This is a genomic window from Curtobacterium sp. MCBD17_034, assembly GCF_003234515.1.
Classification (GTDB): domain Bacteria; phylum Actinomycetota; class Actinomycetes; order Actinomycetales; family Microbacteriaceae; genus Curtobacterium.
In genome coordinates this window covers 479,081-493,750 of record NZ_QKTN01000002.1, presented here as the reverse complement: position 1 = coordinate 493,750, position 14,670 = coordinate 479,081, and the positions used below count along the sequence as shown (strand labels likewise).

The 14,670-nt window shown below is 72.6% G+C and carries 17 protein-coding genes; 8 read left to right on the top strand and 9 right to left on the bottom strand.

The features are described from left to right. Window positions 1-68: 68 nt before the first annotated feature. The 3 genes from DEI92_RS06025 to DEI92_RS06015 form a co-directional block, all read right to left on the bottom strand. Window positions 69-518, bottom strand: coding sequence for a MarR family winged helix-turn-helix transcriptional regulator (locus DEI92_RS06025; protein ID WP_111012722.1), 450 nt, complete (start codon window positions 516-518; stop codon window positions 69-71). Between the two features lie 199 nt (window positions 519-717). Further along, window positions 718-1,203, bottom strand: coding sequence for a hypothetical protein (locus DEI92_RS06020; protein WP_111012721.1), 486 nt, complete (start codon window positions 1,201-1,203; stop codon window positions 718-720). Window positions 1,204-1,292: 89 nt separating this feature from the next. Beyond that, window positions 1,293-1,631 carry a DUF3140 domain-containing protein gene (locus DEI92_RS06015; protein WP_111008522.1) on the bottom strand — a complete coding sequence of 113 codons (339 nt, stop codon included), beginning with the start codon at window positions 1,629-1,631 and terminating at the stop codon, window positions 1,293-1,295. A 213-nt stretch (window positions 1,632-1,844) separates the two neighbouring features. Between DEI92_RS06015 and DEI92_RS06010 the strand changes: the two genes are divergently transcribed. After that, window positions 1,845-3,539 carry a glycoside hydrolase family 13 protein gene (locus DEI92_RS06010; RefSeq protein ID WP_111012879.1) on the top strand — a complete coding sequence of 565 codons (1,695 nt, stop codon included), beginning with the start codon at window positions 1,845-1,847 and terminating at the stop codon, window positions 3,537-3,539. A 67-nt stretch (window positions 3,540-3,606) separates the two neighbouring features. Here DEI92_RS06010 and DEI92_RS06005 read toward each other — a convergent pair whose 3' ends face one another. After that, window positions 3,607-3,909 (bottom strand): helix-turn-helix transcriptional regulator, encoded by a 303-nt coding sequence (locus DEI92_RS06005; RefSeq protein WP_111012720.1) that lies wholly within the window; start codon window positions 3,907-3,909, stop codon window positions 3,607-3,609. Window positions 3,910-3,998: 89 nt separating this feature from the next. Between DEI92_RS06005 and DEI92_RS06000 the strand changes: the two genes are divergently transcribed. After that, window positions 3,999-5,150, top strand: a complete 1,152-nt coding sequence (locus DEI92_RS06000; RefSeq protein ID WP_258370087.1) for an MFS transporter — start codon at window positions 3,999-4,001, stop codon at window positions 5,148-5,150. Window positions 5,151-5,204: 54 nt separating this feature from the next. After that, a complete protein-coding gene (locus DEI92_RS05995) occupies window positions 5,205-7,271 on the top strand; it encodes a prolyl oligopeptidase family serine peptidase (RefSeq protein ID WP_111012718.1) in 2,067 nt (688 codons plus the stop codon). Between the two features lie 79 nt (window positions 7,272-7,350). Here the strand turns inward: DEI92_RS05995 and DEI92_RS05990 are convergent, their stop codons facing one another. Next, window positions 7,351-7,722 carry a hypothetical protein gene (locus DEI92_RS05990; protein ID WP_111008525.1) on the bottom strand — a complete coding sequence of 124 codons (372 nt, stop codon included), beginning with the start codon at window positions 7,720-7,722 and terminating at the stop codon, window positions 7,351-7,353. Between the two features lie 120 nt (window positions 7,723-7,842). On the opposite strand from DEI92_RS05990, the gene DEI92_RS05985 reads away from it, so the two are divergent. From DEI92_RS05985 to DEI92_RS05975, 3 genes are all read left to right on the top strand, one after another. Beyond that, window positions 7,843-8,559 carry a haloacid dehalogenase type II gene (locus DEI92_RS05985; protein WP_111012717.1) on the top strand — a complete coding sequence of 239 codons (717 nt, stop codon included), beginning with the start codon at window positions 7,843-7,845 and terminating at the stop codon, window positions 8,557-8,559. A 77-nt stretch (window positions 8,560-8,636) separates the two neighbouring features. Then, window positions 8,637-9,068 carry a hypothetical protein gene (locus DEI92_RS05980; protein ID WP_111012716.1) on the top strand — a complete coding sequence of 144 codons (432 nt, stop codon included), beginning with the start codon at window positions 8,637-8,639 and terminating at the stop codon, window positions 9,066-9,068. Between the two features lie 50 nt (window positions 9,069-9,118). Continuing rightward, a complete protein-coding gene (locus tag DEI92_RS05975; RefSeq protein ID WP_111012715.1) occupies window positions 9,119-9,478 on the top strand; it encodes a hypothetical protein in 360 nt (119 codons plus the stop codon). A gap of 51 nt (window positions 9,479-9,529) precedes the next feature. On the opposite strand, the gene DEI92_RS05970 is transcribed toward DEI92_RS05975, so the two are convergent. Beyond that, a complete protein-coding gene (locus tag DEI92_RS05970; RefSeq protein ID WP_111012714.1) occupies window positions 9,530-10,618 on the bottom strand; it encodes an alpha/beta fold hydrolase in 1,089 nt (362 codons plus the stop codon). A 106-nt stretch (window positions 10,619-10,724) separates the two neighbouring features. Here DEI92_RS05970 and DEI92_RS05965 point away from each other — a divergent pair, with 106 nt between their 5' ends. Continuing rightward, the gene (locus DEI92_RS05965; protein ID WP_220037236.1) at window positions 10,725-11,519 is read left to right on the top strand and encodes an aldo/keto reductase; all 795 of its coding nucleotides are present in this window, start codon (window positions 10,725-10,727) and stop codon (window positions 11,517-11,519) included. Window positions 11,520-11,608: 89 nt separating this feature from the next. On the opposite strand, the gene DEI92_RS05960 is transcribed toward DEI92_RS05965, so the two are convergent. Both DEI92_RS05960 and DEI92_RS05955 read right to left on the bottom strand, forming a co-directional pair. Further along, window positions 11,609-13,054, bottom strand: a complete 1,446-nt coding sequence (locus DEI92_RS05960; protein ID WP_111012713.1) for an MFS transporter — start codon at window positions 13,052-13,054, stop codon at window positions 11,609-11,611. Beyond that, the gene (locus DEI92_RS05955; RefSeq protein ID WP_111012712.1) at window positions 13,051-13,521 is read right to left on the bottom strand and encodes a MarR family winged helix-turn-helix transcriptional regulator; all 471 of its coding nucleotides are present in this window, start codon (window positions 13,519-13,521) and stop codon (window positions 13,051-13,053) included. Before DEI92_RS05955 ends, DEI92_RS05960 begins: the two co-directional genes overlap by 4 nt. 77 nt (window positions 13,522-13,598) lie before the next feature. Here DEI92_RS05955 and DEI92_RS05950 point away from each other — a divergent pair, with 77 nt between their 5' ends. Continuing rightward, entirely contained in the window at window positions 13,599-14,159 is a 561-nt protein-coding gene (locus DEI92_RS05950) for a cysteine hydrolase family protein (protein WP_111012711.1), read from the top strand. A gap of 30 nt (window positions 14,160-14,189) precedes the next feature. Here DEI92_RS05950 and DEI92_RS05945 read toward each other — a convergent pair whose 3' ends face one another. After that, window positions 14,190-14,651 (bottom strand): GNAT family N-acetyltransferase, encoded by a 462-nt coding sequence (locus DEI92_RS05945; RefSeq protein WP_181434679.1) that lies wholly within the window; start codon window positions 14,649-14,651, stop codon window positions 14,190-14,192. Window positions 14,652-14,670 lie beyond the last annotated feature (19 nt).

Below are 14,670 nucleotides of genomic sequence, written 5' to 3'. Positions count from 1 at the left end.
GCGCGCCGACGGACGCCGGCACGGCGGTGGTGGGGGTGCGACCCGCGGACGGGCGCGCGGGCGACTGGCTACTGCTCCCGCGTCGGACGCGGGAGTGCGGAGGTCACCTTGGTGAGCAGGGCGTGGAGGGTGTGACGTTCCTCCTGGCTGAGGGGCGCGAGGATGGTCTCCTCGGCGTCCCGCATCGCGTCGTCGAACCCGGCGATGAGCGCGGCGCCGGCCTCGGTGGCGTACACGCGTTTGCTCCGTTCGTTCCCGGGTTCCGTGCGGCGCTCGATGAGTCCGCGTCGTTCGAGCCCCTGCAGGAGACTCGAGACGCTGGCCGGGGTCGTCCGTGTCATCGCGGCGATGTCACGCTGGATCGCACCGGGGTTCTGCACGAGGAACCCGAGTGCGAAGCCCTGCTGGTGGCTCAGCTCGCGCTGCCGGATCCAGTCCAGTCCGGCCTGCTGCTGCGCCCAGCCGACCCACCGGAGCAGGTCCATGTTGGTCGTGAGTTCGGGCTCCTGTTCGGTCATGGTCAGAACTCTGACAGTTCGATATCTAACTGTCAAGGATCAAACCGACCGATCCTGTTCGGGGCGCGAGGGCCGGGAGGCGCGTGACGGCCGGGGCGCGCGACGGCCGGGAGCGCACGACGGCCGGGAGCGCACGACGGCCGGGAGGCGCACACGGCGCCTCCCGGCCGGGAGTGGTCCTGCGGTGGTGGTCCGGGGGTCAGTACCCGAGCGGCTGGGCACCCGTCTTCCGCGCCTTGACCGCGGCGAAGTAGGCGCTCGACGGCCGGAGGTACATGAGGATCGTCGCGACGATGGCGGCGACCTCACCGACCGCGTTGATGCCGTGGCCCCCGAGGATGGTGAAGAGCGACAGGATCGTCAGGATGAGGAGCACGATGCGCGCCCAGTTCGCCCCGCGACGCATGAACACGTCGAACAGGGCGAACGCGATGATGGAGAGCACGCCGATGACGATCGCGATCACGAGTCCGGCGACGAGCGCGGCGTGCACCGTCGACTCCGAGAGGTTGCTCGACGTCGACGCGACCCGTCGCTTCGCTTCGTCCTCCGCCGTGCCGAAGGTCGAGATCGAGACGATCAGGCTGACGATCTGGGCGAGCACGGCGAGCATGAACAGCCAGAACGCGGCGTTCACCAGCGTCGGCGGGGTGGCACGGGCCTGGCGCTCGGAGGCGTAGGTCATCGGGACTCCTTCGTCGGAAGCATGAGCGTGGTTCGACTGTGAGTCTGCCCGTTCAGCGGCCGCCGCGTCCGCTGGCATGTGCTCCCGGCTCAGGTCGAGGGCTTGAGCGGGTCGTGCCCGATGGACATGAGCCGGTGCCGCCACTCCGCGTCGCCGGCCGTCGGCTCGCGGTCGTCGCCGCGCTCGGCCTGCACCTCGGCGACCACGGTCTCCATGACGGTGACGTCGTCGTCGGTCAGGTCCGTCCTGCGCTTGCCGAGGATCTCGAGCACGGCGCGCGAGCGCTCGTCACCGGCCTGGTCGGCGAAGGCCTCGCTGTCCGGCTGCGACGCATCGGTCTCGAGCCACTCGCGGAGTTCGCGCGAGGTCATGTTGACGGCCGCGTGGAAGTCGTCCCAGAGGGCGTCGTCGATGTCGGTGTGGGCCATGGAACCTCCTGCGTGGGTGGGAGAGCGGACCGGTCGGACCGCGGACGAGGACCGGTCCGACCCTAGACGTCGGGTGCCGTGCCCCTTCAGCTGCGGGTCAGGGACGCGGGAAGCGGGCCTGTCGCCGTCGGGAGCGCCATGCTGGGGGTGATCGTCCGCCGTTCGTCGACGTCCCTCGTGCAGGGACCACGACCATCCCAGGAGGCCAACGCCATGTCCGAACCCACCACCCCGGGCCTCACCGCACGCGACGACGGCGAGCTCATCGCCATCGACGGCACCGACCCAGACTGGTGGCGCCAGGCCGTCGTCTACCAGGTGTACCCGCGGAGCTTCGCCGACAGCAACGGGGACGGCCTCGGCGACATCGCCGGTGTCACGAGTCGCGTGCCGTACCTGCAGCGGCTCGGCGTCGACGCCATCTGGCTCAGCCCGTTCTACCCGTCCGCCCTCGCCGACGGTGGATACGACGTCGCGGACTACCGGAACGTCGACCCGCGGCTCGGCACGCTCGACGACTTCGACGCCATGGTCGCCGCCGCGCACGACGCCGGCATCAAGGTGATCGTCGACATCGTGCCGAACCACAGCTCGAACGACCACGCGTGGTTCCGGGAGGCGCTCGCCGCCGAGCCCGGTTCCGCCGCTCGCGAGCGCTACGTGTTCCGCGAGGGGCTCGGCGACGACGGGCAGATCCCTCCCTCCACGTGGCAGTCGAACTTCGGTGGCAGCGCCTGGACCCGCACCACGGACCCCGATGGCACACCGGGCCAGTGGTACCTGCACCTGTTCGCGCCCGAGCAGCCCGACTTCAACTGGGCGAACCCGGAGATCCGCGAGGACTTCCACACCACGCTCCGGTTCTGGGCCGACCGCGGGGTGGACGGGTTCCGCGTCGACGTCGCACACGCGCTGGCGAAGGACCTCAGCGAGCCGCTCCGCGACGCGAACCCGAAGGACTTCGACCTCCCGCTCGACGGCAGCGACCCGCTGTACGACCGCGACGAGGTGCACGAGATCTTCAGCGGCTGGCGGCGGGTGTTCGACGAGTACGACCCGCCCCGCACCGCGGTCGCCGAGGCCTGGGTGCCGAGCGCACGCGTCGCCCTCTACGCGCGGCCGACCGAGCTCGGGCAGGCGTTCAACTTCGACCTGCTCCGCGCCGACTTCGACGCCGGCACGTTCTCGCGGATCATCGACGACAACCTGCGGCTCGCGGCCGAGAGCGGTGCGTCGAGCACGTGGGTGCTCTCGAACCACGACGTCATCCGCCACGCCTCCCGCTACGCGCTGCCCGCCGGTGCAGACGAGGAGGACTGGCTCATGTCCGGCGGCACGCGTCCTGCGGCGGACGAGACCCGGGGACTCCGCCGCGCCCGCGCCGCCACGCTCCTCCTGCTCGCGCTGCCGGGCTCGGCGTACCTGTACCAGGGCGAGGAGCTCGGACTCCGTGAGGTCGCGGACCTGCGTGAGGAGGACCTCCAGGACCCGGTGTGGGTCCGGAGTGCGCACACGCGCAAGGGCCGTGACGGCTGCCGTGTCCCGCTGCCGTGGGACACGTCGACGCCGGCGTTCGGCTTCGGCCCGGCCGCGCCGCACCTGCCGCAGCCGGCGTGGTTCGCCGACCTCGCCGTGTCCGTGCAGGACGATGCGCCCGACTCGACGCTCGAGCTCTACCGGGCCGCACTCCGCGCCCGCCACGCGCTGCAGCAGGGCGAGGATCTCCGCTGGCTCGGCGCTCCGGGGCCGGACGCGATCGCCTTCGCCCGGCACGACGGTTGGGTGTGCGCGATGAACTTCGGGACCGACCCCGTGCCCGCGCCCGCCGGCTCGGTCGTCGTCGCGAGCGGTCCGCTCACCGCGGCTGGCGTGCTCCCGGGGGAGACCACGGTCTGGGTGCGTCCCTGACCGTCGCCCCGGGGGAACGGCCGGGAGGCGCGGCGCGGGCCCGACCCGCACCGCGCCTCCCGCTGCGTCATGCCTGCGTGACGGCCGCGATGAGTCCGGGGAACCGCACGTCGAGCTCGTCGCGCCGCAGCTGGATGGCGTGCGTCCGGCCGTCGATGATCGTGCGGGTCAGACCGGCCTCGCGCAGGGTGCGGAAGTGGTGCGACATGGTCGACTTCGTGACGTCGACGCCCCAGTCCTCCATGGTCTTGCCATGGGGTTCGCCGTCGGCGAGGATCCGCACGATGTGCAGGCGGATCGGATCCGCCAGGGCGCGCATGACCTCGACGAGCTCGACGTCGTCGATGGCGGGGACGGGGTAGTCGGGCACGGGCCTCCAGAAATAGTTCGACAACAATCGAACGAATGCGTACGCTGCACCGTATGACGGTGATCGAACGATCGTACCCAGCCCGCGCCGTGACCGCACGTCTGGCGGTGCTCGCCGCCGGCCTGTTCGTCGTCGGGACGAACGCCTTCGTGATCGCCGGGCTCCTGCCCGAGATCGCGGCCAGCCTGCACACCTCCGTGTCGCGGGTGAGCTACTCGATCACGCTCTACGCGATCGTCGTGGCCGTCGCCTCGCCCGCGATCTCGGTCCTCCTCGCACGACTCGACCGCAGCCGCCTCATGGCCGGTGGCCTGGTGCTCATCGCGCTCGGCACCAGCGTCGCAGCCGTCGCGCAGACGCTCGAGGTGTTCGACGTCGGCCGGTTCCTGGCAGCGCTCGGTGGTGCCGCGCTCGTCCCCGCCGCCACCGCGGCGGCACCCGCCATCATGCCGCCGGACCAGCGCGGTCGGGCCCTCGCGATCGCCGGTCTCGGCTTCACCCTCGCCACCGCGATCGGATCGCCGGCCGGGACCGCGCTCGCCGGGATCGGCGGGTGGCGGCTCCCGCTCGGCGTCCTGGCGGGCCTCGGGCTCGTGCTCGCGGTGACGGTGGCCGTGTTCGTCCGCGGGGTCCCGCTCGGAGCGGCGATCGGCATGCGGGAGCGGTTCCGCACCCTCGGACACCGGCCGATGCTCGCGACCCTCCTCGCCACCGTGCTCCTCACCATGGCGTTCAACGTCGTCTACATCTTCAGCGCCGTCGTGACCCGGCCGGCGACGCACGGCTCGAACGGCGTGCTCGCCGTGCTCCTCCTGCTCTACGGCATGGGTGGGATCGTCGGGACGAACCTGTCGGGGCGGCTGACCGACCGGGTCGGGAGCCGGCCGATGGTCGCGGTCGCCCTCGCAGCCGAGGCGGTGGTGCTGGCGGTCCTGCCGTTCGTGGACCGTTCCGTCGTCGCGGTCGGCGCCGCGTTCGTCGTGTGGGGTGTCGTCGCGTTCGCCGCCGTGGTGCCCGTGCAGCACCGCCTCGTCGGCATCGACCCCGGTACCGCGGGGATCGCGCTGTCGTGGTACTCCACCGCGATGTACGTCGGGATCGCGCTCGCCCCGGTGGTGGGCGCGCAGGTCCTCGGGGTCGGGGTCGACGCGGGAGCGGTGGCGGTGCCCGTTGCTGGTGCCGTGACCGCGGTGCTCGCGCTCGTGGCGTTCATGTCTGGTTACGCACGTCCTCGGCGGTGAGCGGCCCGCGCGGATGCGGCCGCTCGTCGGCGCCCCGCCGTACGCTCGGAGGCGATGACCTCCTCGCTCTTCGCCGACCTCGACTCGTTCATCCGCCACCCCCGCGTCACGGGCCTCGCGCTCAGTCACGACGGCGCCCGCGTCGTCGCGACCGTGCAGGAGCCCGACGCGGACGCCGCCCGGTACCGGAGCGCGCTGTGGGAGGTCGACCCCGTCGGCGATCGCCCGCCGGTCCGCCTGACGTCCTCGGAGCAGGGGGAGTCGTCGCCCGCGTTCACCCCGTCCGGCGACCTGCTCTTCACGTCGAGCCGCCCCGACCCGCGCAGCGGCGAGAACACGGAGGACCCCGCGCTCTGGTCGCTGCCAGAACACGGTGAGCCGATCCGCGTCGCGACGAGTCCCGGTGGCGTCGGGAGTCCGCTCGTCAGCCGCTCGGGTGTGGTGATCGTGACCGGCAGCCGCCTGGTCGGCTCGTCCGACGCCGACGAGGACCGAGCCCGCCGCGAGCGCCGGAAGGACCAGGCGGTCACCGCGATCCTGCACGACGGCATGCCCATCCGCTGGTGGGACCACGAACTCGACGACACCGAGGCGCGCCTGCTCGTGCTCGACGACGCGGGGGCCACCGCCCCCGACGCCGCTCGGGCCAGCGACCGGGAGGCCCGTCCCACCCCGCTCCGGGACCTCGCCCCCGACGCGGGGCAGCGCTTCCGGAACCCCGAGTTCGACATCGCTCCCGACGGCTCCTTCGTCCTCGCTCGCGCCACCGAGCGGGTCACGCGCGGACGCTCGCATGCCGTGCTCCTCCGGATCGACGTCGCGACGGGGGAGCGGTCCGTCGTCGTCGACGAGGACGGCGCCGACGCGAGCCAGGCGCGGATCGCGCCCGACGCCTCCCGGTTCGCCGTCGCGATGCGCGTGCGCGGGACGTACGACTCCCCGCACCAGGAGTGGATCGAGGTCCGCAGCATCGACGGCGGAGCAGCGGTGCGGCTCGACCTCGGCGACATCACAGCGAACGACGTCGTGTGGACGGCCGACGGAACGGGCCTCCTGGTGACGGGTGACCTGCACGGCGCGGGGGCGGTCGTCCTCGTCGACCCGACCTCCGGTGCCATCGTCCGATGGCTCGTCACCGACGCGTCGTACTCGAACCTCCTCGTGCACCCGGACGGGCGGACGCTGTTCGCGCTCCGCTCGGCGATGGACCGTCCGGCGAGCCCGGTGCGGCTCGACGTGACCGCGGAGGACCAGACGCCCGCGTTCCTCCCGGCCCCCGGCGTGGTCGACACCCTGCCCGGCACCGTGCAGCGAGTATCGGCCGAGGTCGACGGTGTCGAGGTGCCCGGATGGTTGTTCCTGCCGGACGACGCGCACCGCGGCGACGGCCCGGCACCCGTCATGACGTGGGTGCACGGCGGACCGTTCTCGTCCTGGAACGCCTGGTCGTGGCGCTGGTGCCCCTGGCTCGCCGTCGAGCGCGGGTACGCCGTCGTGCTGCCCGACCCGGCGCTCTCGACCGGGTACGGCGACGAGTGGATCGCGCGGGCCTGGCCGCACCGCGCCGCGATCGTGTGGCGCGAGATCGAGGGCGTGCTCGAGGCCGTCCTCGCCGACAGCGACCACCGCCTCGACCCGACGCGGACGGCGTTGCTCGGCGCGAGTTTCGGCGGGTACATGACGAACTGGATCGCCGGCCACACCGACCGTTTCGACTGCATCGTCACGCACGCCGGGCTCTGGTCGCTCGACCAGCAGCACGACACGACCGATGCCGCCGAGAACAAGAACGGGATCTTCGGCACCGAGCAGGAGCACCCGGACTGGTACGCGCAGAACTCGCCCGACCGGACTGCCGAGGCGATCACGACGCCGATGCTGCTCATCCACGGGAACCGGGACTACCGCGTGCCGATCTCCGAGGCGCTGCGGGCGTGGTGGGACCTGGTATCGGGGTTCCCGGGCGCGCCCGAGGACATGCCGCACCGGTTCCTGCAGCTCACGAGCGAGAACCACTGGGTGCTGTCGCCGTCGAACTTCCGCGTGTGGAGCGAGACCGTGTTCACGTTCTGCGACCAGCACGTCCGCGGCGGGGAGGCCCTGACCAACCGGATCGACTGAGGAATCGCGATGGACTGACGCGGCCGCATCGAGGGCCGTCGCCCGTTCGTCCCGGCGCGGCCCGCCGGCCTCGGTGCCCTCACATCTCGGACAGCGCCACGCTCATCATCGCGACGACGGCGAGGACCGCGACCCCGAGTGCCACCGCGCTGAGGGCCAACGCGGGCCGCACGGCGAGTGCGCGCCGCCGGTCCGGGTCACCGGACCGACCGGGGACGAGCCGCTGCACGAACGGGAGCCGGCCACGGGCCGCCAGGTAGACCACCGCCGGGACGGCGAACGCCGGCACGGCGAGGTAGACGACGAACTCCGAGCACGCGCCCACGACGATCGCGACGGTCAGCAGGACGAGCACCCGCCCGGCTCGACCGAGGTCCTTCCGGACGAGCGCATCCGTGATCGGCAGGGCGATGCAGAGACACATGACGGGTACCAGGACGAGGAAGGGCATGGGAACGGCCTCCAGGGATCCGCGGGCGGGTGGTACCGATCGTGGCGGACCGTGCACCGGAGCGGCATCCGTCGTGAGGATGACCGTCCCGCGGTCGGAAGTGATCCGTAGGTTGGGCGCATGACCGACCACGGAACCGGCGTCGACGCACTCCTCGTCGACACCATCGGCACCGTCGTCGACGACGTCGGGACCATCCGGGACCGTCTGGCGGTGGCGCTCGCCGCGCATGCCGGACACGACGTCGACGCGATCGCCCGTCGATGGGACGACCTGATGGACGCCGCCATGGCGGCGGTCAACGCCGGGGAGGCCCCCTGGCGCCCGCACCGCGCGATCCGACGGGAGTCCCTCGACGACCTCGTCGCGGACGGCTCGCTCCCTGCGCTGTCGGCCGACGAGCACGACGAGCTCGTGGACGTCACCGAGACGCTCCGGCCGTGGCCCGATTCGGCGGACGCCCTCGCGACGCTGGGACGGCAGGTGGTGGTCGCGTCCCTGTCGAACGCGGACCTCGACGAGCTCGCCGCGCTGTCGCAGCGTGCCGGATTGCGCTGGCACGCCGTGGTCTCCGCGCAGTTCCCGCGTGCCTTCAAACCCGCGGCCTCGGTGTACCGGACGGCGTTGGAACTGCTCGGCGTCCCCGCCGCCCGCACGATGATGGTGGCGGCGCATCCGTGGGACCTCCGGGCGGCGGCCTCGCTCGGCATGCAGACCGCGTACGTCGCGCGCCCGTCCGCCGACGCTCCGGCGCCCGACGACCGCTTCACGATCGCGGTGCGCGACCTCGCCGACCTCGGCGATCGACTTCCGACTCTGACGCACCGGCCGGACTGAGACCGGGCCGCGACCGCCTGACGTGGTCATCCCCTCGGCCGATGTGCGAGCACTCCTCGCGTTGCCATGCTGCCGTCATGGGGAACGACGGGGTGTGGGCGGGCTTCGACGACGAGTGGGCGCCGGACCCGCTGGCCGATCGGCGTCCGCGGGGGAGTGCGGGCGCGTCGATCGTGGGGATGACGCTGCTCGTCGGCTACGCGGCCGCGCTCCTGGGCGCCTACCTCGTCCTGCTGGCACTCGTGCGTCACGAGCCGCACGCGGCGCTCACGATGCCCTCGTGGTGGGTGCAGGTGGCCGCCCTGCTGCTCGGGCTGTTGTCGGTCGGCTCGGTCATCGCCGCGACGAGCGTGCTCGTGCTCGGTGTCCGCGGGGCGCGCTCCGCCGACCCGGGACACCGCACGCTCGGGGTCGTCGTCGTCGTCCTCGGCGCGATGGCCGTCCCCGTGTCGTTCTGGGTGCTCGTGACCGGTGGCGTCACCGCGCTGTTCGGCTTCGGCGGGTTCTGACATCGCTGGCGGATCCGGGCCTCGGCTGCGGGTACGACGACGAGGGGATCGTGACGATGACCGACCGACAGACCTACCACGGAGATCCGACCGCGACGGCGCGGAGTGCACAGCGCGGCAGCAGCGGCACGTACGTGGCGCCCGAGTTCGCCGAGGTCGACCACCGCGAGCCGCTCACGCCGCTGCGTCCCCGGCAGCTCGCCGTCCGGGTCGTCGTCTCGGTGGTGCTCGGCGTCATCGGACTGTTCGACCTCGTTCGCGCGGTGTCGGGCATCGTCGCGGCGGCAGACCCGGGCGCTTCCGCCCCGGTGGCCTCCTCGATCCTGCTGTTGCTCCTCGCGCTGGCGTTCCTGACCTACCCCGCCATCAACGTCGTGCGGTGGGCGCGCTGGCGGCACGCCCGCCGCTGAGCGGGGCCGGGTTCGTCGCTGCCGCCAGGAGCTGACCGAACGCCGCCGCCGTCACCACCCGACCTCGACCGCTCGTCGGACGCCCCACAGGTAGTCGTCGGGTCGCTCCCACGCCGCGAAGTGCCCGCCGTGTTCGAACTCCCGCCAGTCCACGATCCGGAAGCGTCGCTCGGCGAACCGTCGCGGCGCGTTGACGAGGTCGGCGGGGAACACCGTCATCACGGTCGGTACGTCGATGCGACCCCAGTCCTTGCCGCCGCCCACCGCGTAGGGCGCGAACGACGTGCCGATGCATCCGCTGACCCAGTAGGCGGTGATCCAGGTGAGCAGCTCGTCGCGCGAGAACGGCGGCGTGTCCACCGCCTGGTCGGTCCAGCGGTCGAGCTTCTCGCCGATCCACGCGGCGAGGCCGGCAGGCGAGTCCGCGAGCCCGACGGACAGCGTGTTCGGACGCGTCGACTGCTCGTGCATGTACCCGCCCTCGGCCCGTTGCCACTGCCGGCCGCGCTCGACGTACGCGCGCTCGTCGTCGTCGAGGTCGTCGGGGAGGCCGCCGAGGAAGTGGTACTGCGACACGTCCGTCAGGTGCAGCGCAGCCACCGCTCCGGGCTGCCGGGCCGCGATCGCCTCGCCCACGTCACAGCCGACGTCCCCGGCCGAGACGACGAACCGGTCGAACCCGAGGTCGAGCATCGCGGCGTGCACCGCGTCCGCCATATCGATCGCCGACCACCCACTCCGCTCCGTCGCCGCGGCGAACGGGAAGCCCGGCAGCGCCGGAACGACGCACGTCACGTCGTCGACGCGGTCGAGCACCCGCTCGAACCGGAGGACCGAGTCCGGCCACCCGTGCAGGAACAGGACGACCGGGGCGTCGGCGCCCGCACGGTGGACGATCGCGTTCACCGGTGTCGCCGACCCCGAGCGCACCCATGGCCGGGCGAGGACGCGCGCCTCGTGGTCCTCCCACCGGTAGGCGTCGGCCCAGTGGTCGAGGAGGGCGTCGAGGTCGCGCCCCGCCATGCCGAGGTCCTGACCGGCGCGGTCGACGGCAGGCAGCACCCGGCGTGCGCGCACGCGCTCGCGCAGGTCCCGCAGGACGTCCGGATCGACGGGGTGGAGGACGGTCCTCGTGCTCATGTCCCCATGCTGCACCGGGGGAAGCGACGAGGACAGGGGTCGTGCCTCCCGGCCGGTCGGCGAGTGAACGCTCACCCGCGCCCGCCTGGCGGAGTAGACAGGCGTCATGCCCAACGACGCGTACAACGAACCAGCCGTCGCCCTGCCCACCGCCTCGATGCCGCTGCTCGGCTTCGGCACCTGGCAGATCGAGGACGCCGACGCCCCCGCTGCCGTGAGCTCGGCCCTCGAGGCCGGCTACCGCCACATCGACACCGCCACCGGCTACGCCAACGAGCGCGGGGTCGGTCGGGCCGTCGCCGAGTCCGGACTCGACCGCGACGAGGTGTTCATCACCACCAAGCTGCCGCCGGAGCACGGCGGCCGTGAACGGCAGACCATCTCCGAGAGCCTGGACAAGCTCGGCGTCGACCAGCTCGACCTGTGGCTCGTGCACTGGCCGCCGAACGGCGAGGCGACCCCGGCGGTGTGGGAGCAGGTCATCGCCGCCCAGCAGGACGGTCTGACCAAGGCCATCGGCGTCAGCAACTACTCGCTGGCGCAGATCGACGAACTCATCGACGCGACCGGCGTGACGCCGTCGGTGAACCAGGTGCGCTGGAGCCCTGCGGAGTACGACGTCGCGTTCGCGCAGGGACTGGCCGAGCGCGGCGTCGTCCTCGAGGGGTACAGCCCGTTCAAGGCCTCGAACCTCCAGGACCCGACGTTCCTCCGCATCGCCGAGGCGCACGACGCCGACGCCGCGCAGGTCATCGTCGCATGGCACATCGCGCACGAGTTCGTCGTCATCCCGAAGTCGTCGCAGCCGGAGCGCATCCGCTCGAACGCGCGCGGCGTGACGTTCCAGCTGACCGAGGACGAGGTCGCCGCGATCGACGCCCTGGGCGGCACCGCCCGCTGACGCACGACCCCGCGAGATCGCAGTCGTTGCCGTTCCAGACGCGGTCTGAACGGCAACGACTGCGATCTCGTGAAAGAGGGGGTGGACGGTCAGGGCGTCCGGGCCGGGCGCGAGAGCGCTGCGAGCGAGCGATCGGCGAGCGTCAGCGCCACGAGGACCGCGGCCGCCACGACCATGATCCACGCGAGTTCGTGCAGCCCGGGGGTGGTCGCCCGCGCCCCGAACGCCGCCCCGCCCGACGCCGACGCCACGATCGCGCCGAGGTACGAGAACGTCCGGAGCAAGCCCGCGGACGCGCCGACCCGCTCGGGGTCCGCCTGGTGGTACAGGGCGTTCTGGTTCGCCAGGTTGAGCAGCCCGAGCGGGATCCCGACGAGCGTGGTGAGGGCGAACAGGAGCCACACGGCCGTGCCGGACCCCACGGCGAGGAGCAGGACGCAGCCGACGAGCAACAGGACGCCGCCGACGACGAGCTTCGCCCGCACCTCGGGCCGTCTGCCGGTCAGGGTCGACACGACGATGGCCGCACCGAACAGGGGGAGCAGCACGAGCCCCGCGGCCGATGCCGACAAGCCACGGCCGTCCTCGAGCCACTGCGTGAACCCGTAGAGGAACGCGTAGCTGACGACCTGGGCGACGAGGGCGCGCGCGAACGTCCCGAGCAGCGGGAGGTTGCCGGCGAACACCCGCACGTCGATGAACGGGTCGACGGCACGGAGTTCGCGCACCGTGAAGGCGACCGCGGCGGCGACGGCGACCACGAGCAGCCAGACGAGTGCCGGCCGCAGGTCCATGAGGAACAGCAGGAGCGCGAGGAGCGTCGCCGCGAAGAGCAGGACACCGGCGACGTCGAACCGCGCACGCGTCCGGGTGGCGTCGAGCGCGGTGTGCCGGGGGAGTGCGACCCAGCCGAGCACCAGACAGGCGACACCGAGCGGGATGTTGACCGCGAACGTCGCCCGCCACCCGCCGACGGCGATGAGGAGTCCGCCGAGCGTCGGCCCGATCACCGCGATGGTCTGCGTCGTCACGGCGAGCGCGGTGAGCACCGCCTGGGGGCTGTCCTGCCCGGTGCGGCGGCCCTCGGCACGGATGAGCGTCATGGCGGCGGGGTACCCCGCGCACGTGCCGAACCCGAGCACGACCCGGGCGGCGACGAGCCACCCGAGCCCGGGGGCGGCGGTGCCGATCACGCCCGCGACGAGGGTGAGCACGGCGCCGACGAGGAACAGCCGCCGCGGCCCGAACGTGTCGACGAGTCGCCCCACCAGGGGCTGCCCGATCGACGTCGCCAGGTACAGCGCGGACACCAGCCAGGCGGTCTCCGACGCGGGGGCGCCGAACGCGGCGGCGATCGGCACGAGGGCGACCGCGATGATCGACGAGTTGATCGGGTTGAGGATCGACCCGAGCATCATCGGCGCGAGCAGGCGCCGGTCGAACCGGTCGGGAGGCGCGGCGCGGCGCGGTCGTCCGGCTCCCGGCGTGGACGGTGCAGTGGGGCGGGGGAGCCGCCCGGTGTCCGACTCGCTCATCGGTGGGTGCGCTCCGTCGGCGCCTCGGCGACCCGGTCGAGCAGCGCCAGGGCCTCGAGCAGGCGACGGCGCTCGTCCTCCGTGTACCGCTCGGCCATCACCTCGGTGAGCCACTCCTGCCGCGCGGCGCGGTTGCCCTCGTTCTGCACCGACCCGGCGTCGGTCAGGCCGACGATCTGGCGGCGCCCGTCGGTGGGGTCGGGTGCCCGCTGCACGAGCCCTGCGGCCTCCAGCGCGGTGAGGGTGTTCGCCATCGACTGCGGCCGGACGCCCTCGAGCACGGCGAGAGCCGAGGCGGTGGTCGCCTCGCCCTTGCCGACGCGGGTCAGGACGGACGCCTGCGAGGGAGTGAGGTCGCCCTCGGCCGCGACCTCGCGCAGGCGGCGGAGGAAACGGCCGACGGCCACGCGCACGGCCAGCGAGGTCGCCGCGGGGGATGCGTTGAGTGGGATCGGTTCGTCGGACATGATCGGCAGCCTAGACTGCGCATCAGTACCTGTACATTCAGGACTGTCGAATTCCACACGACCACCGGAGGCTCGCCATGTCCACACCCGTCCTGCTCGTCATGGACTTCCAGACCAGCATCGTCGACCGGCTCGGGTCGCCCGAGGTCCTGGCGGCCGCCACGCGCGCGGTCGACGCGGCCCGCACGAGCGGCGTGCCCGTGGTGTTCGTCCGCGTCGCCTTCCGCGCGGGGTTCCCCGAGATCGCTGCGTCGAACAAGAGCTTCGGCGCGATGCGGCAGCGGGGCGACGCCGCCGGCTTCGACGAGCGCTCGACCGCGATCCACGCCGCGTTCGCGGTCCGCCCCGACGAGGTCGTCGTGACGAAGCGCCGGGTCAGTGCCTTCGCCGGCAGCGACCTCGACGTCGTGCTCCGCGCTGCCGGGGCGACCGAGCTCGTCCTCGCGGGCATCGCCACGAGCGGGGTCGTGCTGTCGACCCTCCGGCAGGCCGCGGACCTCGACTACGGGATCACGGTCCTCGCCGACGCATGTGCGGACGCCGATCCCGAGGTCCACCGGGTCCTGACCGAGAAGGTCTACCCCCGACAGGCCGACGTCACGACCGTGGACGCTTGGGTGGCGAACCTCCGCGGATGACGCTGCCGGGCCTCCCGGCCGTCCCCCGGATCAGACCAGGATCTTCGAGACGCAGACCACGTCCGCCACGAGGGTGTGCGCACCGAACGGGGCGATCGGCACGTACCCGCGGCGCAGCAGCGTGTCCGTGATGTCCGCGTCGCCCGGGGTGCCGGCGTGCACGAGGGCGGGGGAGCCGAGTTCGCCCGCGACCTGTTCGAGGCGGCTGAGCAGCGCGCTGCCGACACCGGCGCCCCGGGCGTCCTCGCGGATGAAGAACGACTGGATCTCGAGCACGCCATCGGCGACCTCGCTGAGGACCCCGTAGCCGAGCGGCTCACCCATGCCGTTGCGGACCGTCAGGTTCGCCGCGACCGACGCCAGGGGCAGCGTCCGTGCCATGCGCGGGGGGAGTCCGGCGCTGAGGAGTGCGACGGCCCGCAGGCGAACGGCGTCCTCGCCGCTGTACGGCTCGTGGTCGATCGTGATCTCGGATGGTGCTGTGGTGCTCATGAGCGTCATTGGTTCCTCG